Annotated in this window: 20 protein-coding genes and 1 pseudogene; 17 read left to right on the forward strand and 4 right to left on the reverse strand. The window is 34.5% G+C overall.

Features of this window, described 5'->3' with window-relative positions; all coding sequences use genetic code 11:
* The first annotated feature begins 35 nt into the window (after positions 1-35).
* The 3 genes from ACYUJ6_RS01570 (at position 36) to ACYUJ6_RS01580 (ending at position 2775) form a co-directional block, all read left to right on the forward strand.
* Positions 36-1325: a transposase gene (locus tag ACYUJ6_RS01570; protein ID WP_461843288.1), complete on the forward strand. Its 1290-nt coding sequence runs from the start codon at positions 36-38 to the stop codon at positions 1323-1325.
* 270 nt (positions 1326-1595) lie between these two features.
* Positions 1596-2363 carry a type I 3-dehydroquinate dehydratase gene (gene aroD / locus ACYUJ6_RS01575; RefSeq protein ID WP_461844145.1) on the forward strand — a complete coding sequence of 256 codons (768 nt, stop codon included), beginning with the start codon at positions 1596-1598 and terminating at the stop codon, positions 2361-2363.
* A gap of 202 nt (positions 2364-2565) precedes the next feature.
* Positions 2566-2775 carry a hypothetical protein gene (locus ACYUJ6_RS01580; protein WP_461844146.1) on the forward strand — a complete coding sequence of 70 codons (210 nt, stop codon included), beginning with the start codon at positions 2566-2568 and terminating at the stop codon, positions 2773-2775.
* A 277-nt stretch (positions 2776-3052) separates the two neighbouring features.
* Here ACYUJ6_RS01580 and ACYUJ6_RS01585 read toward each other — a convergent pair whose 3' ends face one another.
* Positions 3053-3868 (reverse strand): hypothetical protein, encoded by an 816-nt coding sequence (locus ACYUJ6_RS01585; protein ID WP_461844147.1) that lies wholly within the window; start codon positions 3866-3868, stop codon positions 3053-3055.
* Between the two features lie 432 nt (positions 3869-4300).
* On the opposite strand from ACYUJ6_RS01585, the gene ACYUJ6_RS01590 reads away from it, so the two are divergent.
* Entirely contained in the window at positions 4301-5773 is a 1473-nt protein-coding gene (locus ACYUJ6_RS01590; RefSeq protein ID WP_461844148.1) for a hypothetical protein, read from the forward strand.
* 84 nt (positions 5774-5857) lie between these two features.
* On the opposite strand, the gene ACYUJ6_RS01595 is transcribed toward ACYUJ6_RS01590, so the two are convergent.
* From ACYUJ6_RS01595 to ACYUJ6_RS01605, 3 genes and pseudogenes are all read right to left on the reverse strand, one after another.
* Entirely contained in the window at positions 5858-6349 is a 492-nt protein-coding gene (locus ACYUJ6_RS01595; RefSeq protein WP_461845410.1) for an exosporium glycoprotein BclB-related protein, read from the reverse strand.
* A complete protein-coding gene (locus tag ACYUJ6_RS01600; protein ID WP_461845532.1) occupies positions 6313-7782 on the reverse strand; it encodes a hypothetical protein in 1470 nt (489 codons plus the stop codon). The genes ACYUJ6_RS01595 and ACYUJ6_RS01600 overlap by 37 nt, the downstream gene beginning before the upstream one ends.
* 13 nt (positions 7783-7795) lie before the next feature.
* Positions 7796-8311: pseudogene (locus ACYUJ6_RS01605) on the reverse strand (DNRLRE domain-containing protein); the annotation flags it as partial.
* Between the two features lie 285 nt (positions 8312-8596).
* Here ACYUJ6_RS01605 and ACYUJ6_RS01610 point away from each other — a divergent pair.
* The 13 genes from ACYUJ6_RS01610 to acsE all read left to right on the forward strand — a co-directional run bounded on the left by ACYUJ6_RS01610 (position 8597) and on the right by acsE (position 23038).
* Entirely contained in the window at positions 8597-9007 is a 411-nt protein-coding gene (locus ACYUJ6_RS01610) for a universal stress protein (RefSeq protein ID WP_461844149.1), read from the forward strand.
* A 656-nt stretch (positions 9008-9663) separates the two neighbouring features.
* Positions 9664-11559 carry an anaerobic carbon-monoxide dehydrogenase catalytic subunit gene (cooS, locus tag ACYUJ6_RS01615; protein WP_461844150.1) on the forward strand — a complete coding sequence of 632 codons (1896 nt, stop codon included), beginning with the start codon at positions 9664-9666 and terminating at the stop codon, positions 11557-11559.
* Positions 11560-11773: 214 nt separating this feature from the next.
* Entirely contained in the window at positions 11774-12550 is a 777-nt protein-coding gene (locus ACYUJ6_RS01620; RefSeq protein WP_461845411.1) for an ATP-binding protein, read from the forward strand.
* Positions 12551-14227: a formate--tetrahydrofolate ligase gene (locus ACYUJ6_RS01625; RefSeq protein WP_461844151.1), complete on the forward strand. Its 1677-nt coding sequence runs from the start codon at positions 12551-12553 to the stop codon at positions 14225-14227.
* A 20-nt stretch (positions 14228-14247) separates the two neighbouring features.
* The gene (locus ACYUJ6_RS01630; protein ID WP_063600847.1) at positions 14248-14880 is read left to right on the forward strand and encodes a cyclodeaminase/cyclohydrolase family protein; all 633 of its coding nucleotides are present in this window, start codon (positions 14248-14250) and stop codon (positions 14878-14880) included.
* Between the two features lie 102 nt (positions 14881-14982).
* Positions 14983-15837 (forward strand): bifunctional 5,10-methylenetetrahydrofolate dehydrogenase/5,10-methenyltetrahydrofolate cyclohydrolase, encoded by an 855-nt coding sequence (locus ACYUJ6_RS01635; RefSeq protein ID WP_461844152.1) that lies wholly within the window; start codon positions 14983-14985, stop codon positions 15835-15837.
* 27 nt (positions 15838-15864) lie between these two features.
* Positions 15865-16515 (forward strand): methylenetetrahydrofolate reductase C-terminal domain-containing protein, encoded by a 651-nt coding sequence (locus ACYUJ6_RS01640; protein WP_461844153.1) that lies wholly within the window; start codon positions 15865-15867, stop codon positions 16513-16515.
* A gap of 23 nt (positions 16516-16538) precedes the next feature.
* Complete coding sequence (locus tag ACYUJ6_RS01645) at positions 16539-17420, forward strand: methylenetetrahydrofolate reductase (protein WP_461844154.1); 882 nt, start codon at positions 16539-16541, stop codon at positions 17418-17420.
* A 34-nt stretch (positions 17421-17454) separates the two neighbouring features.
* Positions 17455-18837, forward strand: a complete 1383-nt coding sequence (gene lpdA, locus ACYUJ6_RS01650) for a dihydrolipoyl dehydrogenase (protein ID WP_461844155.1) — start codon at positions 17455-17457, stop codon at positions 18835-18837.
* A gap of 181 nt (positions 18838-19018) precedes the next feature.
* Positions 19019-19792 carry an ATP-binding protein gene (locus ACYUJ6_RS01655; protein ID WP_461844156.1) on the forward strand — a complete coding sequence of 258 codons (774 nt, stop codon included), beginning with the start codon at positions 19019-19021 and terminating at the stop codon, positions 19790-19792.
* An 18-nt stretch (positions 19793-19810) separates the two neighbouring features.
* Positions 19811-20755, forward strand: a complete 945-nt coding sequence (acsD, locus tag ACYUJ6_RS01660) for an acetyl-CoA decarbonylase/synthase complex subunit delta (protein WP_461844157.1) — start codon at positions 19811-19813, stop codon at positions 20753-20755.
* 37 nt (positions 20756-20792) lie between these two features.
* Complete coding sequence (gene acsC, locus ACYUJ6_RS01665) at positions 20793-22145, forward strand: acetyl-CoA decarbonylase/synthase complex subunit gamma (protein WP_461844158.1); 1353 nt, start codon at positions 20793-20795, stop codon at positions 22143-22145.
* Positions 22146-22252: 107 nt separating this feature from the next.
* A complete protein-coding gene (gene acsE, locus ACYUJ6_RS01670; RefSeq protein ID WP_461844159.1) occupies positions 22253-23038 on the forward strand; it encodes a carbon monoxide dehydrogenase/acetyl-CoA synthase methytransferase subunit in 786 nt (261 codons plus the stop codon).

Genomic DNA, 23038 nt, shown 5'->3' on the forward strand with positions numbered 1-23038 from the left:
TGGAAAAACAATCATGAAAGGTGGTATTATCCTATATGAATAAGATAACATTTTCTCAAAGTGACTGTAAAGAAGAAACTACTTCCATTTGGCTTATTTCAGTAATGCAATATGGGCTAAAGCTTGAATTTTTCAAGCCCTTAGAGAATTTTAAACTAAAGATGAAAGAAGTAAAATTCTCAGTTTATCAGAAACTAATCACCATAATAATGTCCATAGTTATAGGCTGTGAATTTATGAAAGACATTAATGAGAACCTTGGTCCAGAAAAATTATCTGCAAATCTATTCAATATGGATAGTTTTCCTGATCAATCACAGATTAACAAAGTTTTAAACCGTTTTGACATTGACTCTATATCCCAGTTTGAGGATATACATCATAAACTTTTCATTAAAAATAGTAATTCAGTTTTTATTGATAAAAATGTCGTTGTAGATTTTGATCAATCTGGATTAATTGCAAATGGAAAATCCTATGAATTAACTGCAAAAGGATATTTCTCAAAGAAGAAAAATCAACGTGGATACCAAATGTCAGCAGCATTTACAGGAAAACACTCTGAAACAATTGCAATATATCTTGATTCTGGAAATACACACTGTCAAGATCATTTTAAAGATTTGCTTAAATCTACATTGTCAAAGTACACAGACTCATTGAATAATGGTAATTTAATTATACGGTCAGATAGTGGATATGGCTCTACAGATATAATTGAACTAATGAAATCCATACCTAACTTAAAGTTTGTTACCAAAGGTTATTCTACTGTAAAAGCAAAAAATATTGCCAAAGGAATACCATATTCTGAGTATACCCAGGCTGATGAGGCTGCATGGGTTTATGAACTTCCTAATACTGATGGATTGAGGATTATAATAGTTCAAATTCTCACTAAAAGTGGTAAATTAAAATATACAATGCTTGTAACCAATATTGATTCAAATGATATGAATGCAGTTGAATTATTCCACTTCTATAATGAACGTCAAACAATTGAAGCATTTTTTAAAATGGCTAAAAATGTATATCATATTAAAAACCTTAGAACTACTTCTTTTTATGGCATCTATGGATTCCTCTGGTTGGTTTTCTTAACTCACAATCTTATAACCTGGTTTAAAACAACAACATTGCATAATACTGAATTAGAAACTGTTGGGGTTAGAGTTCTAGTAAAGAAAGTTGGCAATATAAAAGGTTTTGTAAGACGAACTATTGATAAAATAGAGGTTAATATTCCTTCGCTTACCAAACTTTCTAAAATTATTGCAGACACACTATGTGGACCTTCATATGAGCAACTATGTTTTAATATTTAAAAGTGTAATGAAATATAATCCATTAATGGTAAATCTATTTTACCTATATTAAGCAATTTGTTTTTTAGGGCTACCACATTAAACCAGCAGGCTCTGCCTAAAAAAAGGATTAATTTAGTAATTATTGGCTTAAATTTACTGGCATTAAAATCAAAAATATTATTTTACATTGGTACAAAACTTAGGTAGCTAAAAACAGATAGACTATTAATAGAATAGCAATTTCATTTAAAAAAATTATGGCGGCAAATATGGAAGGGAAGTGGAAATATGGGAAATGTAGTAAAAGTAGGGAATGTAAAGCTGGGAGATGGAATTCCCAAAGTTGCTGTACCTTTTATGGGATCTGATGATAAAGAAATCAGAAGGGAAATAGAATATTTGAAAACAATCAATTTGGATTTGGCAGAATGGAGAATTGACTATTATAAATATGCAGAGAACATTGAAAAAGTAAAGGGGATTCTTGCACAAATTAGAAAAAGTTTAGGTGATATTCCTATAATATTTACTTTTAGAACCGCTAAAGAAGGAGGAGAAAAGGAAATTACAGTAGAATACTATGTAAAACTTGTAAAATCAGTTGCGGCTACCGGAAATGTGGATATTATTGATGTTGAATTATCTATTGGAAATAATGAATTAGTAAAAGAAATCGTAGATACAGTACACCAATGTGGTGTAAAAGTAATCATGTCCAGCCATAATTTCCAAATGACATCTGAGAAAGATGAATTAATAGAAAAGATGTGTGAGATGCAGAATCTAGGGGCAGATCTACCTAAGATTGCAGTAATGCCCTGCAGCGTCAAAGATGTTCTTAATTTATTAACTGCTACTAATGAAATGGTACGTTATCATAGTAAAACTCCAGTTGTTACTATGTCTATGGGTTCGTTAGGTGTGGTCAGCCGTATAGCAGGTGAAACTTTTGGATCGGCAATTACTTTTGGAGCAGCTAAGGCTGTATCAGCTCCAGGACAATTGGAGGCAGATCGGCTGTATAAGGTACTTCGGTTTATTTCTGCAAATAGATGACCATAGTATATAGAAGTGTTTATTTTTCACTTTGATAATCCGGAGATGTTCACAACAATAGCTATTAGCCATGGGATGAAATATAAAAAATCGTAAATAGGGAATATTATTCTTGACTTATTTATTAATTTATAAGTACCGGTAAATTAGATGGTACTTGGTTTTTATATTTATAAAAATGTCTAATGGAGGAAGTTATGAAATGAATAGTTCTAAAATAATTATGAACAGCGGTACTGAATATTTTGTAAATAAAAATTCTAAGCAAATTATGTCACAGTTGGATTATATGAAGAATAGATTTCTAGAAATTGAAGATTGCAGGAATAATAACAGGGTAGTTATTAATATAAATAATATATCTTCAATTGAACCATGTAAATATAAAAAATATGTAGTTACATTGGAATGATAAACAGAATATGTATTTAATAGAGAAGCATATGAATGTATAAAAATTTAATTAATATGCTTCTCTATGATAGAGAAATCCACTTGGACTTATTTTCAAGAGACAATAGGACAGTTATATAAAGCAATATAATAATTTATATTCGAAAATGAATTTTATATAATTCTCCCTTAGAATTTTAAAATAAGCATTTTAATGTGTAATATAGTATATTATTATGAAGTCTATATTAAAATGTGAAAAGCAACATTAAATTTAAATATATTGTTGCATTTAATCAATTGCTGCATCCGGTGTCTTCTTCAGATTCTGACTTACAATCCGGTTTATAATCTGGTTCACAATCACAGTCAGGAAATAGTTGAGTAAGATTTTGATCTGGATAAAATTTTGGAATTGGTGCTCTATTAAATTTATCACATACATTTTCTTCAGGTTCAGGTTGACATGGTTCTTTAGGAATTGGACAATAATCATAAGCAGGCATAAGAAGCTGCACTATAAGTTCACATTTTACAATTATATAATATCCTAAAGTGATATCCAAAACTTTGCAATTATTTTCATCTTCATGTAATACAGCCTGAAGTACATCAGCTACCATTTCAAGTTTTATAATATTTTCATCATTATTTTTTGAGCAGTTAGAAGTTAGTTGACTAGCAGATGCCTTGGATAATGAATCTGGACAATAAAATTTGCCAATCACATCTTGTCTGTTAATTTCAAATAATTCAGATCTATTTACTGCATCACAGTCAATAAAGTCTGCATAAAATGAAATGGTGTAACAAATAATTAATTTTTTAAAACCATCCTCACATGAAAGAGGTATTTTTTCTAATGATGTCAATGTAATCTTAAAATCTCTGCAACCGATGTATATTTTTGGATTATCCAGAGGATTGCTTCTCAATTCATAATCTGTTGTATTTGTGTCAGGACCTTCATTATAAGAGATACATCTTTTAATCAAACATTGATCAAAAACTTTAGGAATTTCTACACAAACTAATTCTGAAGGATCTGGCAAATGTCCTTGCTTATTTACCAGGCCTGGACGCGGTATAAATTTATTAAAATTTATGGACATAGATTTTCCTCCTTTTAAATATTATAATTTAACTGTCTGCGGTATACCGCAGGCATTGGTTTACTTAATTTTTTACCTTTGGGACTTTATATTTTTCTCCACTCTGAGAAAATAAATCGATACTATACAACATAAATAACTCATAGGGAGGAAAAAATATATTTTGTTCTAATAAAATGAAGTAACTCAATATTTTCACAGATGATTTATAAAGCCGTCCTTCTTTATTTGTAAATTTTTTATGCCCTGTTTTTTTACTAATGTAAAAAACTGCATGACTTATATAGAAAAGGTTATATCGTCTTACATTATATATTATGTTTGAGTACCGTAGTTGTGATATACAAACATAACATATTTAATAAAATTTTATTAAATATGAGTTATAAATTATATTAATAAAAATATAATTAAAGTGGGGTGAAAGATATTATGGCAAATATATATCCGTGGATATTTAATATCAATAATAATATATGGAAAGTTTATTTAAATGATACTGATGTATTAATGTATAAATTCATGTATGATCAGGGAAAATGGACTAAGGAGAAATTTATTGATGTGGAAGTAATTGAATTCGCTGCTTGTATTGAAGATGAAATAATTCATATTATATATGTTAACAAAAAATATGAAATGAGATATTGCACTATGAAAGATGGTAAATGGTTCGGAAAATTACTTTATCATATAGATATGGGCCAATTTAAAATTGAAGATCTAAATGCTGTAATTCTAGGGGGCAAATTAAACTTTTTTTATTTGCTTAAAGCGTCTGATGACAGTAAACATGGAATTTTAAAACATTACATATGGGATGGAAAAGAAATAAAGTTTTATACTATCCAACATATAGTTTTATCAAATAAAGTTGATAAATATTATGAAATACAAATAGGATATGATAGTTGTATTAATGCTTTTTTCCTTTCAGACAGAGGAGATGAGATATCATTTGGGTATTGTAAATATGATGGTAACTCGTGGACTTCTGATAAAAGACTTTATGGATTACAAGGTGATAATATATTGTTCAAGGCAGCAAGTGATTCCAATACATTTAATATAATCAATAGGACTAGGGAAGATACAATATATCTTCTGGAGCATGTTTGTGTTGAAAATAATATTTATATGAGAAAATATGAAGTTTATAAAAGTAAAATCAAACCTATTGAACCAATTGTATTTTATAGAAATAATAAACTCTTTACATGCTGGCAAGAGGGCAGTAGTGTATTTTGTTCGAGTTATAGATATGGGAAGTGGAGTAAACCGGTTGCTTTCAATAAGGAACTGAAAACTCCAATTAAAATATATAATTTTATCGACATGAGTGATAGCAGACAGCCATATATGATTTATGGAACAGAAGGAGATGTATCATGTACTTTTTCATTTATGGATTTAGTGGAAAACAGTATGAAATCATTAGAACAAAAAACAAATAAGAGCAGTTTAAATACTAATCAGGAAGATGAAAGTATTGAAGAGATAAAAGAAAAGTTTAAAAATATCTGTTATGAAAATATTATTCTTAAAGAGAAAATTGATTCTTTTAGTATGCATTTACAAAAGAAAAAGCATGCTGCAGATGAATATGAAAATAAAATTTCTAAAATTGCCGAACAAAAAAGAAAGCTGGAAGAAAATTTGGACTTTTTTATGGAAGTTAAAAAAAATATTGAAATAGAAATGGATGACATAAAGAAACAATTTTTAAATCAGAAAATTATTACAAAAAATGTACAAGATAAGCTGGATGAGAAAGAAGAAAATAATGAGCTTTTAAAGGAAAAAGTAGACTATCTAATAGAGGAAAATAAAAAGCTTAAAGATCAACTAAAGCTTGAAAGAAATCAATCACTTATTACAAGATTGTTTGGAAAAAGGGATCATTAATAAAGTGGTTATTATTTAGAAGGGAAGCTTGTATAATACAAACTTCCCTAAATTAAAGAGTAGATTTATTAATATCCAGGAGTGTTATTCTATAGTGATACCTGCACTTGCATAACCTTCTATTATGCTGCTGAAGGCAACATCTGATGTTGATACTGAAAATACCATTAATAAACGGGTTTGTGGATCAATTGGTATATTCAAATCAAAATTAATATTATTTGTGACGGTATCAATAATTTCACCAGTTAGAGAAGGAAGTATAACGCTGGCACCTGGAATCGGCGCAAAAGTATTATCTGGCGTATTTGAGCTGTACAATTGAGCTTTAATAGTTGCTGAACCAGTTCCCAGTGAAAATGTGTTGCTAACGCTGAAATATGCTGCTATTGAAGTTATGGTTCCACTTCTAGGGACGGAAAAGGCTATATTGCGGATTCCACCAAGATAAATTTTATTCTCATAAATATTAATGTTATTAATTGAATTTCCAAACCCTATAAGGCTTACTGTATTAGTTGTTCCATTTAAAAAAGTAGTTAGTATAGCAGGATCATTTGATGCAAATGGGATGATAGCACCATGTCCAGCATCACCTTTGTCACCTTTAGGGCCTTGAGGACCAGGACAGCCAGGTCTGCCTTGAGGACCTTGCGGTCCGGGACAACCGGGATCACCCTTAGGACCTTGAGGCCCGGGACAACCGGGATCACCCTTAGGACCTTGAGGCCCGGGACAACCAGGTCTGCCTTGAGGGCCTTGCGGACCAGGACAGCCGGGGTCACCTTTAGGGCCCTGTGGACCAGGACAGCCAGGTCTGCCTTGAGGGCCTTGCGGACCAGGACAACCAGGTTTACCTTGAGGGCCTTGCGGACCAGGACAACCAGGGTCACCTTTAGGACCTTGAGAGCCGGGACAACCAGGTCTGCCTTGAGGGCCTTGCGGACCAGGACAGCCGGGATCGCCTTTAGGACCTTGAGGGCCAGGACAGCCGGGCTCACCTTTAGGACCTTGAGGTCCGGGACAACCAGGTTTGCCTTGAGGGCCCTGTGGACCAGGACAACCAGGCTTGCCTTGAGGTCCTTGAGAGCCAGGATCACCTTTGTCACCCTTAGAACCTTGAGGACCTTGGGAACCAGGATCGCCCTTGTCTCCCTTAGGACCCTGGGAACCTTGAGAGCCGGGATCACCCTTGTCACCTTTAGGACCTTGAGGGCCTTCACAACCAGGATCACCCTTATTACCTTTAGGACCCTGAGGGCCCTGAGAGCCAGGATCACCTTTGCAGCCCTTAGGGCCTTGCGGGCCTTTAGGACCCTGAGGACCTTGAGCACCGGGATCACCCTTGCAGCCTTTAGGGCCTTGTGGACCTTGTGGTCCTTGAGTACCGGGATCACCTTTGCAGCCCTTAGGACCTTGCGGACCAGGACAGCCAGGATCACCCTTGCAGCCTTTAGGACCTTGAGCACCGGGATCACCTTTGCAGCCCTTAGGACCTTGCGGACCTTGTGGACCCTGCGGACCTTGAGAACCAGGGTCACCTTTGCAGCCCTTAGGGCCTTGCGGACCTTGAGAACCTTGAGGGCCTTGAGAACCAGGGTCACCTTTGCAGCCCTTAGGACCCTGAGGACCAGGACAGCCAGGGTCCCCCTTGCAGCCCTTAGGACCTTGTGGACCTTGAGGACCAGGACAGCCAGGGTCCCCCTTGCAGCCTTTAGGGCCTTGCGGACCTTGAGAACCAGGGTCACCTTTGCAGCCTTTAGGACCCTGAGGGCCAGGGCAGCCAGGATCACCTTTGCAGCCTTTAGGGCCTTGAGGGCCAGGGCAGCCAGGTTTGCCTTGAGGGCCTTGAGGACCAGGACACCCAGGATTACCCTGCGGACCCTGAGGACCAGGACACCCAGGCTTGCCTTGCGGACCTTGAGGGCCTTGAGGACCAGGACGACCAGGTTTGCCTTGAGGGCCTTGAGGACCAGGAATACAATCTGAACATGATGAATCACAATCATATTCTATAGATAAATAAGGGGAATTAGAAGTTCTGCTGCTATTATATCCAATCAAGCTATCAACGATATTTTCTATTCCTACTAAGGTTATACCGTTATTTGGAATAGAATTATTATGCCAATCAGCTACTAGGCTTGTAATGTTTATTTGTATAAAGGTTCCTACATCTGCGTCTGATATTATTTTTTTATATGAGGTTATGGAAATATCAGGTGCGTTATTCCATGTAACTGTATTTCCATTAAAATTGTCTAAATTAGTATAAATAGTTATGGATTGACAAGGATGCTTGCAATCAAGTGTATTTTTCCTATTTACATAAAGATATAAATTTGCATTTGATATTGTAGATCCGTATGGTATTGAGTTTGCAATATCAAATTTTAATAAACTTGCATAAGCATCCGGACATCCATTATATTGGGTATATTCTCCACTATATAAAACCGGTGATGAGATAAAATTTGTATTTGAAAAGAATTGTGATATATATACATCATCGGTTGGATAAGCTGTAAAAATAGCCATAAGATTGCCTCCTCATTTTCGAGTATTATTCCGCCGTAATGAAAAAATTATATAGTATGGTTTAAGGTTGAGTTAATTATAATATATGGAATTATATAGGCTTTGGTTACATACTGCATTTTTATAATGAGTAAAATTTCCATGATAATAATTTAAAATTTATTATTGTAGAAATAAGTAATAGATTGATATAAACTAGTTATATAAGGTATTTTAATTAGAAAGTCACTGGTTAGCGTAAGAAAAATTAAAAAATATTGATTTTAAATTAAGGGGATGTTTAAAATGAAAAAAACTAAAATTTTAATACCTATAGATGGCACAGAAAGAAGCATGCATTCAATAGATTGGGTAAAGAAGTTATTTAAGAAGGAAGAAGTGGAAGTTACTCTTATGAATGTTACTGAAATAGTCATAGTGAATGATATGATAATTACAGATGAGATTGACAGGGCACAATTAACCAGTGAGTCTATATTAAATAAAGCTAAAGAGAAAATTAGCGATTATAAGGCAGATACATTTTTTACATTTGGTTATGCTTCGGATGAAATATTGAAAAAAGCTTCTCAAGACGATTTCAATATTATAATAATGACTAAATCCACCAAAAAAGGTTTAGCCAGGATGATTGGTTCTGTTACAAGCAAAGTGGTTAAAAATTCACGTCAATTAGTTATAATTGTCCCAGAATAATAAGAAGACTTTTTAAAGTCTTCTTATATATTAGTATTTGTTAAATATATACCAAACTGATATAGATATATATTATATAATTTTGCATTTAATAGTATATTTACCATATGATAATTTGGAGTTTTATTTAGTGGATATTTTACAGAATTTTTATAAAAGCGGTTATTGATAATATTGTATTTAATATGTATATATGAAAATGATTTAAAAAATTAAAGAATTTTATAAAAACATCTTTTCAAATCAAGCATTATTGTGTTAGTATATAGATAAAACAATGATTAGAAAAGTTTTTCAGATATTTTACGAAAAATTGCCAATATTTGAATATTTTGATGTTAAGGTTTTCAAATGCTCTTATTTTTAAGTCGAATTTTATAAAGAAAATTTCAGAACCTTATAGTAATATAAAAAGTTTCTTCTGAATTAATTAATAGGTGATAATTTATACTAAAATTATATGTTTATTTTTTAACATTTTTTCTGTACGCTGTTCATAAATATAAACAAATACCTTTGTGAGAACGAAAAGTTATAACTATAATTGTATCTAGATACAATTATTTTGAATAGAAATATCAGGGCTTTAGGTAAATTAAGTTGATTCAAGAAATAATTATTTAAAGTGTTATTTTGGTGAGGAGGGAATTATTAAAATGGAAGAAAAAGCAAAATCAATTGATCAGGCTACTTTACAATTATTGGACAAGGCAAAACAAGATGGGGTCGAAACAGTTTGGGATAGAAAAGCAGACATGAAGGTACAGTGTGGATTTGGATCAGCAGGAGTTTGCTGTAGAAATTGTAGCATGGGTCCCTGCAGAGTAAGTCCAGTGCCAGGAAAAGGTGTAGAAAGAGGTATATGTGGAGCTACAGCAGATGTAATTGTATCTAGAAATTTTGCAAGAATGGTTGCAGCAGGTACTGCAGCACACTCAGATCATGGTAGAAGTATAGCACTTAGTTTATATCACACTAGTAAAGATGGAGATATAAAAGTTAAAGATGAAAAGAAATTGAAAGAAGTTGCAAAGAGCTTTAATGTTGAAACTGAAGGCAGAGACATATACGATATAGCTCATGATGTAGCAAAAGAAGGATTAAGTAATTATGGTAGACAGCTTGGAGAAGTTTATTTACCACCTTCCCTACCAGAAAAGAGAAAAGAATTATGGAAAAAACTAGGAATATATCCAAGAGCAGTTGATAGAGAAATAGCTGCAGTTATGCATTCAACACATATAGGATGTAATGCAGATGCAGAAGCTATGATTAAAATGTCTATGAGATGTTCATTAACTGATGGATGGATGGGTTCATTCATGGGAACAGAATTCAGTGATATAATGTTTGGAACACCTCATTCTGTTGATACAGAAGCAAATCTTGGAGTACTTGAGAAGAATTCTGTAAATGTAGTTTTACATGGACATGAACCACTTCTTTCAGAAATGGTAGTAGAAGCAGCATCAGATCCAGAACTAATTGAACTTGCTAAATCAGTAGGTGCTGATGGAATAAACTTATGTGGAATGTGCTGTACTGGAAATGAAGTTTCCATGAGACATGGCATCAAAATAGCAGGAAACTTTATGCAGCAGGAATTGGCTGTAGTTACAGGAGCAGTAGATGGACTTATAGTTGATGTGCAGTGTATTATGCCGGCGTTGGCAAAATTGTCCAAGTCATATCATACTAAGTTTATAACAACTTCACCAAAGGCACACATCACAGATTCAATTTATATGGAGTTTGATGAAGAAAACCCACTTGATTCAGCTAAAAAGATTTTAAAGGAAGCAATATTAAACTTTAAAAATAGAGATCAGAGTAAAGTAATGATTCCTGAATTAAAATCAAAGGGAATTGTAGGGTATAGTGTAGAGGAAATTATAAATAAATTGGACAAAGTTGTAAATACTGAAATAGGACCAATGCAAACTGTAAAACCTTTGGCAGATGTTTTAGTATCAGGAGTATTAAGAGGTGCTGCAGCTGTAGTTGGATGTAATAATCCTAAAGTTGTACAAGATTCTGCACACATTGAAACTATAAAGGGATTAATAAAAAATGATGTAATTGTTGTTGTTACAGGCTGTGCAGCTCAGGCAGCAGCAAAATATGGCTTGTTGCAAAAAGAAGCAGCAGAAAAGTATGCAGGACCAGGACTGGCTACTGTATGTAAGCTTGTAGATATACCACCAGTACTTCATATGGGTTCTTGTGTTGATATAAGCCGTATATTGGATTTAGTTGGAAGAGTGGCTAATCTTCTTGGAACTGATATGTGTGACCTTCCAGTTGCAGGTGTAGCACCAGAATGGATGTCAGAAAAAGCTGTAGCAATTGGTACTTATGTAGTAACTTCAGGTATAGATACTTGGCTTGGAGTAGCACCTCCAGTAACAGGCGGACCGGAAGTTGTTGATATCCTCACCAATAAAATAGAGGATTGGGTAGGAGCTAAATTCTTTATAGAAACAGATCCTAAAAAGGCAGTTGAACAAATTGTAAATAGGATGAATGAAAAACGTAAAAAAATAGGAATTTGATATAAGGTCTCTAAAAGAATACAGCAATTAGTGTGCCAATATTGAGAACGAGTTAATAACTGGTTTTAATCTTGCAGGGATTTAAAATGATACAAAAATATGTTATCAAAGTGATACACAGGCATAATGATGTATCACTTTGAGAAAACATTTTACAATAATTAATATAATTTAGACAAAGCAACTAGTGGAAAAAGGGGGACTACAGATGAAAATGAAGATGGCTATAACGGGTAAGGGCGGTGTGGGAAAGACTACATTTGCAGCAATAATAAGTAGAGTATATGCAGAAGAAGGATATAAAGTTTTGGCTGTAGATGCAGACCCTGATCCAAATTTAGCACTGGCCTTGGGATTCCCAAAAAAAATAACGGAAGAAATCGTGCCAATTTCTGAAATGAAGAAATTAGTAGCAGAGAGAACCAAATCTACTCCGGGAGCGTTTGGAAAAATGTTCAAGATAAATCCTAAAGTAGATGATATACCGGAGAGATATTGTAAAGAATATAATGGAGTAAGGCTTTTAACCATGGGAACAGTTGATACAGGCGGAACAGGATGCTTTTGCCCGGAGAATGTTTTGCTGAAAAAGCTCACTTCGCACTTACTCCTTCAAAATAAAGACATTGTGATAATGGACATGGAAGCTGGCATTGAACATTTAGGCAGAGGAACAGCTCAGGGTGTGGATGTATTCATTGTTGTCGTAGAACCTGGAATAAGAAGTATACAAACTTATAAACATGTAAGAAAACTGGCCAATGATATAGGAATAGAAAAGGTATTTGCAGTATCCAATAAGATCAAAAATGAAGAAGATAAAAAGTTTGTACTGGAGAATATAGATGAAAAAGAGTGCCTTGGCTTTATGCATTATAGCGGTGCAGTGGGAAGTTCTGACAGAGTTAATAAATCTCCCTATGATTCCGACAAGGAAACCGTGGAGGAGGTAAAAAAAATAAAACAAAAATTAGAGATGGGGGTATTTTAAATGACTTATAAATCAGACATAGAAATAGCTCAGGAATGTAAAATGGAGGACATAAAAGACATTGCTAAAAAACTCGATATTTCCGAAGATGACATTGAATTATACGGTAAGTATAAAGCAAAAGTGAATTATAACCTGTTAAAGACTACTCCTAGTAAAAATGGAAAACTTATACTCTGTACAGCTATAAATCCGACTCCGGCAGGAGAAGGAAAAACTACTACGGCAATAGGCGTGGCAGATGCATTATCAGAACTTAACAAATCAGTAGTTGTTGCACTGAGAGAACCATCTATGGGACCTGTATTTGGTATAAAAGGCGGAGCTGCCGGCGGTGGATATGCTCAAGTAGTACCTATGGAAGACATAAACCTACACTTTACAGGTGATATACATGCACTCACTGCTGCTAACAATTTACTTGCAGCAATGATAGACAATCATATATATCAGGGCAATAAGCTTAACATAGACCCAAGAAGAATTGCTTGGAGAAGATGTGTAGACATGAATGACAGACAACTCAGGTTTGTAGTTGATGGATTAGGTGGAAAAGCCAATGGTACACCTAGAGAAGATGGATTTGATATAACAGTTGCTTCAGAAATAATGGCTATATTCTGTTTATCAAGTGATATAATTGATTTGAAGAAGAGAATTGCTAAAATAGTTATAGGATATACTAGAGACGGCAAGCCTGTAACAGCTCATGACTTAAAGGCTGAAGGAGCTATGGCAGCACTCCTTAAAGATGCATTAAAACCAAATCTAGTTCAAACTCTTGAAGGAACGCCAGCATTTGTACACGGCGGGCCATTTGCAAATATAGCTCATGGTTGTAACTCAATAATGGCTACTAGAATGGCTCTTCACTTTGGTGATTATGTAGTTACAGAGGCAGGCTTCGGTGCTGACCTAGGTGCTGAAAAATTCTTGGATATTAAGTGCAGAATGGCAGGATTAAAACCAGATGCAGTAATAATAGTTGCTACAGTTAGAGCATTAAAATACAATGGCGGAGTTCCAAAGGCTGATTTAAATAATGAAAACTTAGAAGCTCTTGAAAAAGGACTTCCAAATCTGCTAAAGCATGTAGAGAATATAACTAAGGTATACAAATTACCAGCAGTAGTTGCATTAAATGCATTCCCTACAGATACACAGGCAGAATTAAAATTAGTAGAAGATAAATGCAAGGAATTAGGTGTAAATGTAAAATTATCAGAAGTTTGGGCTAAAGGCGGCGAAGGTGGAATAGAAGTTGCCAAAGAGGTACTTAGACTTATAAAAGAAGAGAAAAATGACTTCCAGTTTGCTTATGATGAAAAGTTACCAATCAGAGATAAGATAAGAGCAGTAGCTCAGAAGATATATGGTGCTGATGATGTTACCTTCACAAATCAGGCAGATAAAGAAATTGATGAACTTGAAAAGTTGGGATTTGGCAAAACTCCAGTATGTATAGCAAAGACTCAATACTCCTTAACTGATGACCAGACTAAACTTGGAAGGCCAACAGGATTTAATATTACAGTAAGACAGGTTACAATTTCTGCTGGAGCAGGTTTTGTAGTTGCAGTAACTGGTTCAATAATGAAGATGCCAGGTCTTGGAAAAGTTCCATCTGCTGAAAAAATAGATGTAGATGAAAATGGAGTAATAAGCGGATTATTCTAAAACATTTAGGAGGAAACAATATGAAATTAGCAGATAAAAGCTGCACGGATTTTATAGAAGTTCTTGCATCTAAAGCTGCCACACCTGGTGGAGGCGGAGGATCAGCTATTACAGGTGCTATAGGAATGGCACTTGGAGGCATGGTATGTAATCTCACCATAGGTAAGAAAAAGTATGCACAGTATGATGAAAAGGTAAAAGGCATACTTAAAAGATCTAATGAGCTTCAAGCAGAGCTTTTAAAGATGATGGATGCAGATGCAGAATGCTTTCTGCCTCTTTCAAAGGCTTATGGAATGCCAAAAGACACCGAAGAGCAGAAAAAAATAAAAGAGGAAACTCTAGAAAAGTGTCTAAAACAAGCATGCAGTGTTCCAGTAAGCATTGTTAAACAAGCTTATGAAGCAATAAAACTCCACGAGGCACTTGTAGATAATTGCTCCAAACTTGCAATAAGTGATGTTGGTGTAGGAGTTCAATGTCTAAGAGCTGCTATTATTGGAGCACAGCTTAATGTCATAATCAACATTAATTCCATTAAAGATCAGGAGTATGTTAAAAAGGTAAAGGCAGAGACGGAACCTTTAGTTGAAGAAGGCATTAAGATTGCAGATAAGGTATATGAAAAAGTAGTTAGTGCACTTTCCAAATAAAATTATTATTCTCCGGAGGAAACTTGAGTTTCTTCCGGAGGCACTTGTAAATTAGTTTAGTATGGTACAGATAGCTAATTTTAATATGAAGGAGATATAAGTATGGGTCAGATAATTAAAGGTAAACCAGTGGCAGATGCTATAAGTGAAACTTTAACTAAAGAAGTTAATGATTTAAAGGTAAAGGGTATTACTCCAAAGCTTACATTAGTAAGAGTTGGAGCAAACGGAAGTGACCTTGCTTATGAAAAAGGAGCTCTAAAAAAGTGCGAAAAAGTTGGAATAGAGGCAGTTGTTAAAGAGCTACCAGCAGATATATCACAAGACAAGTTTATTGAAGAATTGAAAAAGATAAATGAGGACAAGACTGTAAATGCAATAATGGTATTTAGACCATTTCCTAAGCAATTAGATGAAAGTGTTATAAAATATATAATCGCCCCTGAGAAAGATGTAGATTGCTTTAGTCCTGTAAATGTTGCTAAATTGATGGAAAAAGATACAACAGGGTTTGCACCTTGTACACCATCTGCTGTTATAGAAATTCTTAAACATTATAAAGTTCCTATGAAAGGAAAAAATGCAGTTGTAGTAGGAAGATCTATGGTAGTTGGAAAACCAGCGTGCATGCTGCTCTTAAATGAAAATGCTACAGTTACCGTATGCCATTCAAAAACTACTGATATGCCAAAGGTTTGTTCCCAGGCAGACATACTGGTAGTAGGCATAGGAAAAGCTAAAATGATAGATTCAAAATATGTAAAAGATGGTGCCGTAGTTATAGATGTAGGCATAAATGTAGATGAAAGTGGAAAGTTATGTGGAGATGTAGATACAGAAGACTGTGAATCAAAAGCTTCGATGATAACACCAGTTCCTAGAGGAGTAGGCTCAGTTACTTCATCTATACTAGCACAGCATATTGTAAAAGCCTGTAAGTTACAGAATAACCTATAAACCTGTGAAATAAATGGAGGAAAAAATATGATTATTTCAGAAAAAAAATCTTTTGATGAATTATTGGATTACCTTAAGGACAGTGAAAAAGTAATAATCACAGGATGCTCTTTATGTGCAACTACCTGTAAAGTAGGCGGAGAAGAAGAAGTATTAGCAATGAAAGCCAAGTTAGAAGAACAAGGTAAAAAAGTTTTAGGATATAAAATACTTGATCCTTCCTGCAATCTTTTAAAAACAAGAAAAGATTTAAAGTCCTTAAAAGCTGAATTAAAAGAAGCAGATGCAGTAGTATCTCTAGCTTGTGGAGATGGAACTCAAACTGTAGCAAAGTTAGTAAAGATTCCCGTTTATCCAGGTAATAACACTATGTTTATAGGTGAAGTAGAAAGAGTTGGACAATATGCAGAAGCTTGTAAAGCTTGTGGAAATTGCCAGCTTGGATGGACAGGGGGAATATGTCCAATTACAATGTGTGCAAAGGGACTTTTGAATGGACCTTGCGGTGGTGCAAGAGATGGTAAATGTGAAGTTGATCCTGAAAATGATTGTGCTTGGATATTAATATATAATAAATTAAAAGAACTAGGAAAACTAGACAATCTAGACGAGCTAAGAGAACCAAGAGATTATCAAATAAGTGCTCATCCTAGAAAGATAAATTTAAATGCTAAGTAGTAATCAGAAAGGGGATTAAAAAAATGAGCTTATTGAAGGAAGCTTTTGAAAAGGGAGAGTTTGCAGTTACAGCTGAAATGGCACCTCCAAAGGGAACGGATCTTTCTCATTTAATTGAATGTGCCAAAAAGATAAAAGGAAGAGTTCATGGAGTTAATGTAACAGATTTTCAGTCTGCTACGTTAAAAGCTACATCTTTAGCTACTTGTAAAGTATTAAAGGATGCAGGGTTAGAACCTGTATTTCAAATAACAGGAAGAGATAGAAATAGAATAGCAATTCAAGGAGAATTGTTATCTGCAGGTGTTTTTGGAATTGAAAATGTTTTAGCTCTTACTGGAGATTATACTGCTACAGGAGATCACCCTGGTGCAAAACCAGTTTATGATCTAGATAGTGTTGGAATATTACAGGTGGCAAGTATTTTAGATGGAGGAAAAGATATGGGTGGAACTGATTTAAAAGGGAAGCCAGATTTCTTTTTAGGGGCCTGTGTTACACCTAGATATGATCCACTAGAGCTTCAAGTTATAAAGATGAAGAAGAAAATTAAAGCTGGAGCTAAATTCTTTCAAACTCAAGCTGTTTATGATATGGAAACTTTAAAGAAATTCAAAGAAGAAACTAAAGCTCAAGGTATAGATGCTAAAGTTATGGTAGGCATAATACCTTTAAAGTCAGCTGGTATGGCTAAATATATGAATAAAAACGTACCTGGTATATTCGTACCTGATGAACTTATAGATAGAATGAAGAATGCTGAGAATAAAGTTCAAGAAGGCATAAAGATAGCAGGAGAATTTATAAAGGCTGTAAAAGAATCAGGACTTTGTGATGGAGTTCATATAATGGCAATTGGTGCGGAAGAAAATGTGCCATTAATATTGGATGAAGCAGGATTATAAAAATATAGGATTAAAAAATAAGGGGCGATTGGAAATGAAATTAGTTGTAATTGGTGGAGGACCAGGAGGATATGTAGCTGCATTACAAGCTGCTATTTTAGGAGCAGATGTTACTGTAGTTGAAAAAAAATATGTGGGAGGAACTTGTTTAAATGTAGGATGTATACCTACAAAAGCATTACTTGCTTCTACAGATATTTTAAGTGCAGTAAAAGAAGCATCAAAATTTGGAATTAATGTTGAAGGTGAAGTAAAAGCTGATTTTGATGCAATTATGAAGAGAAAAAATAAAGTGGTAGATCAGCTTGTAAAAGGTATAGAATTTATGTTTGAGCATAGAGGAGTAAAACTTGTAAGAGGAGCGGGAAAACTTATAAGCAATAAAGAGATAGAGGTTACAAAGCAGGATGGTTCTAAAGAATCCATAACGGCAGATAAAATTATACTTGCTACTGGTTCTGTGCCTGTTACACCTGGAGTATTCAAGTACGATGGTAAAAAGGTTATAACTTCAGATGAAGTTTTAAATTTGGAAAAACTTCCAAAGTCAATGATATTAGTTGGTGGAGGTCCTATAGGCTGCGAAATAGGATATTTCCTAAATAGTATGGGAGTAGAAGTTAAAGTTGTCGAAGCTCTTCCTCATCTTGCACCACTTGAAGATGAAGATGTGGCAAAACAACTGCAGAGAATTTTTAAACAGCATAAGATAAAATACTTTGTAGGTGATGGTATAACTAGTGTAGAAGTTAAAGGCGATACAGTAACCGCTACATTAGGCAGCGGAAGGGTTTTGGAAGCTGAAACACTTCTCATAGCAGTTGGAAGAAGAGCTTATGCTGAAGGTTTAGGTTTAGATGATATAGGTATTAAAAAAGATCAAAAAGGAAGAATAATTGTAAATGAATATTTAGAAACCAATGTAGAGGGGGTTTATGCAATAGGAGATTTAATTCCTACTGCTGCTCTTGCACATGTAGCTTCAAGAGAAGGTATTGTAGCTGTTCAAAATGCAGTTTTAGATAAAAAGAAGAAGATGAGTTACAAAGCAGTACCTGGCTGTACATTTGTAGAACCGGAAATAGCTTCTGTAGGTATGAAAGAGAAAGATGCTGAAAAAGCAGGAATTCAATATAAGGTTGGAAGATTTGATTTTAGAGGACTTGGAAAAGCTCAAGCTATGGGCAAATTCCAGGGATTTGTAAAGATTATTACAGATGAAAAGGACGTAATAATTGGAGCTGCTATTGTAGGTGATAGAGCAACAGATATGATTTCAGAATTAGGTGTTGCTTGTGAGCTTGGTTTAACAGCAGAACGAGTTGGTGAAGTTATTCATCCACATCCAACTTTGTCTGAGGCAATGATGGAAGCTCTTCATGATGTACACAAACAATGTGTTCATTCTGTTGATTAAGTTACATGATATTAGGTAAAATTAACCTTATAGTTTTGGTTATTTAGTGTGCATAGGGTTTTTGCGCCCTATGCACGTAAATATATATTTTCTACATAAAAAGCATAAAATTTATGATGGGCTTTTTATAATGAAATGCTGGAGTAGTCTTTTAAACATAGCAATATAAGGAGGTCGTACTATGGGATACAAAATAGCTGTAGCGGGAAAAGGTGGAACTGGCAAAACTACTTTAACGGGTCTTTTAATAGATTATTTAATAAAAAAAGGTGAAGGACCTATTCTGGCCGTAGACGCTGATGCCAATTCTAATTTAAATGAAGTACTTGGAACAGAAATTGAAGAAACTATTGGACAAATAAAAGAAGATGTAAACAAAAGGTCACTTGCAGGAGACAGCTTTCCCGCAGGGATGATGAAAGCTGATTATTTAAAATACAAACTAAATGCTTCAGTAACTGAAGGTAATGGTTATGATTTGATCGTTATGGGAAGATCCCAGGGACCAGGATGTTATTGTTATGTAAATGGAATACTTAAAGCACAGGTGGATTCACTTTCAGGTAATTACGAATATATAGTAGTGGATAATGAAGCTGGAATGGAACATTTAAGCAGAAAGCTTATAGATCCTATTGATACCCTATTTTTAATAAGTGATTGTTCCAGAAGAGGGATACAAGCTGTTGGAAGAATAAAGCAGCTTGTTGCCGAATTGAAATTAAAGGTTGAACAAATTTACCTTATAGTCAATAGAGCTCCAGAAGGTAAATTGAATTCGGGAATAGAGGAGGAAATAAAAAAACAGGAGCTGAATTTAATAGGAGTTGTGCCAATGGATCCTATGGTTTATAACTATGATTCAGATGGGAAACCATTAATAGAACTTCCAGAGAATTCACCATGTAGAAAGGCATTAAATGAAATACTGTCAAAAATTCAGTTGAAAAATTAAGTTTAGGAGGCATACATTATGTTCAAAAAACCAACACAAAGATTTTCAGGTAAAATTGGCGAAGTTGAAATTGGAACAGGAGAAAAAGCGTTAAAATTAGGAGGGGAATCTGTACTGCCATTTTATACTTTTGATGGAGATACAGGAAATCCTCCAAGAGTTGGAATGGAAATTTCAGATGTATATCCAGAAGATTGGATAGATGCTTTAAAAGATCTTTATAAAGAGGTTGCTGAAGATCCAGCAAAATGGGCAAAGTTTGTAGAAGATAAATATAGTCCGGATTTTATATGCTTAAGGCTTGTAAGTGCTGATCCAAACGGCGGTGATGCATCGCCAGAGGATTGCGCAAAGACAGTTAAATCGGTAGTTGAAGCCATAAAGACACCTTTAGTAGTGGCAGGTACAGGAAATCATGAAAAAGATGCTAAATTATTTGAGAAGATTGCTCAGGAAACTGAAGGACATAATATACTTTTGATGTCGGCAGTAGAAGATAACTACAAAACAATAGCAGCTGCAGGTGCATTAGCGTATAATGACAAAGTTGCAGCTGAATCCTCAGTTGACATAAATCTTGCAAAGCAGATAAATATTTTAATAAATCAACTTGGAGTTTCAAATGAAAAATTTGTGGACAATGTAGGATGTTCAGCAGGCGGCTATGGTTATGAGTATGTAATATCAACCTTGGACAGGGTAAAACTTGCAGCACTTAGCCAAAATGATAAAACTCTTCAAGTACCTATCATAAGTCCAGTTTCCTTTGAAACATGGAAGGTAAAAGAAGCAGTAGAACCTGAAGCAGATTCACCACAATGGGGAAACCAGGAGGACAGGGGAATTTCAATGGAAGTTTCAACAGCAACTGGAATATTGGCATCAGGAAGCAATGCTGTAATACTTCGTCATCCAAAATCTGTAGAAGTAATTAAAAAATTTATTAAAGAGTTATTAGCTTAATGAAGTTTACAATGGGATTAAATAAGGAGGGTAAAAAATGGCTTTAACAGGATTAAATATATTTAAGTTAACACCAAAAAAGAATTGTAAGGATTGTGGTTTTCCCACTTGTCTGGCTTTTTCAATGAAGGTTGCAGCGGGAGCTGCAGAAATAGGAAAATGTCCTCATATGAGTGATGAGTCAATAGAAAAATTGGCAGAGGCTACTGCACCGCTTATGAAGACAATAACTCTTGGTAAAGGAGATACTGAATATAAATTAGGTGGAGAAACTGTTCTTTTCCGTCATGAGAAAACTTTTGTAAATAGAAACAGGTTTGCAGTTGCTTTTTCTGATGATATGGAAGATGCACAAATAGATACTAAGATTCAGCATATAAAAGATGTAAATTATATTAGAATCGGTGAAGAAATGAAAGCTGAATTTGTGGCATTGAAATATACTGGAAATAAAGATAAATATCTGGGCTTGATAAATAAAATAAAATCCAGTGGATTAAAGGTAGCCTACGTTCTGGCCTGTGAAGATCCGGAAGTTGTTAAAGAAGCTCTGCCTTTGGTTAAAGATGAAAATCCGCTGATTTATGGAGTTAATAAAGATAATTTTAATGAAATGGTTGAATTGGTAAAGGCAGATAAAATAGCATTAGGCGTAAAAGCAGATGGATTGGAAGCACTTTACACATTAGTAGAGCAAATTCAAAAATTAGGATATAAGAATTTAGTATTGGATCCAGGAGCAAAATCCATTAAAGAAGCTTTTGAAAATACAGTTCAGATAAGACGAATAAATCTTCAAGGGCAGGACAGGACTTTTGGATATCCTTCAATACTGTTTCTGGATGAACTTGCAAAAGATGATAAATTTCTTGAAATAGCTTTATCCACATTATTTACTATGAAATATGGTTCATTGCTTGTCTTAAATGATATGGATTATGCAAGAGCACTTCCTCTTTATGGTATTAGACAAAACATATTTACAGATCCACAAAAACCAATGAGGGTTGAAGTTGGTGTATATGGATTCAATGAGGCAGATGACAACTCGCCTGTAATGTGTACCGTTGACTTTGCGTTGACTTATTTCACAGTTTCAGGTGAAGTTGAAAGATCTAAGGTTCCAGTATGGATGGTTATACCTGATGCAGGTGGATATTCAGTTCTTACATCATGGGCTGCAGGTAAGTTTACAGGAACTGTAATAGCCGATATGGTAAAGAAAAGCGGAGTAACAGAGAAGACTAAAAACAGAACTCTTATAATTCCAGGAAAAGTTGCAGTTTTAAAGGGAGAATTAGAAGAAGAACTTCCGGATTGGAACATAGTAGTTGGTAGTACAGAAGCTATGTATATCCCTAAGTTGTTGAAAGAATTAACCGCAAAATAAAGAGTATCACTGATTAAAATGAAATACGGCTGATAAATTGGAAATATTTGATTTATCAGCCGAAAATATAAAATTAATAAATAAGGGAAATAGGAGGTCATCTGAACATGGATAAATTTATGATCATAGGCGAAAGAATTCACTGTATATCTCCAACTATAAGGAAGGCTATTGAAGAGAGAAATCCTGAACCAATATTTAAAAGAGCAAAAGAACAATTGGATGCAGGAGCTAATTATCTGGATTTTAACATAGGACCAGCAGGAAAAGATGGAGAAGAAGTAATGCAGTGGGGTGTTAAAGCTCTTCAAAATGAATTTGACAATGTACCATTGGCACTTGATACAACAAATAAAAAAGCTATAGAGGCAGGACTTAAAGTTTATAACAGGGAAAAGGGAAAGCCTATAATAAATTCTGCAGATGCAGGCGGAAGAATAGGAAATATAGATCTGGCTGCAGAATATGATGCTATCAGCATAGCACTTTGCGCCAAAGAAGGTATTACAAAAGACAATGATGAAAGAATAGCATATTGTACAGAAATGCTTGAAAAGGCAATGGGCCTTGGAATGGAACCTACAGATTTATTGTTTGACCCATTATTTTTAGTAATAAAGGGTATGCAGGACAAACAAAAGGAAGTATTAGAGGCTATTAAGTTAATAAGTGAAATGGGTCTTAGAACTTGCTGCGGACTAAGTAATGTTTCAAATGGAGCTCCTAAGGAAATAAGGCCGATAATGGATGCAACCTTTGCAGCTATGGCAATACAAAGCGGACTTACCTCTGCAATAATGAATCCTTGTAATAAGAGATTAATGGAGACAATAAAAACCTGTGATGTTATAAATGGAGCTGTGTTATATGCAGACTCCTACTTAGAATTATAA

Source organism: Clostridium sp. JNZ X4-2, from assembly GCF_054889485.1.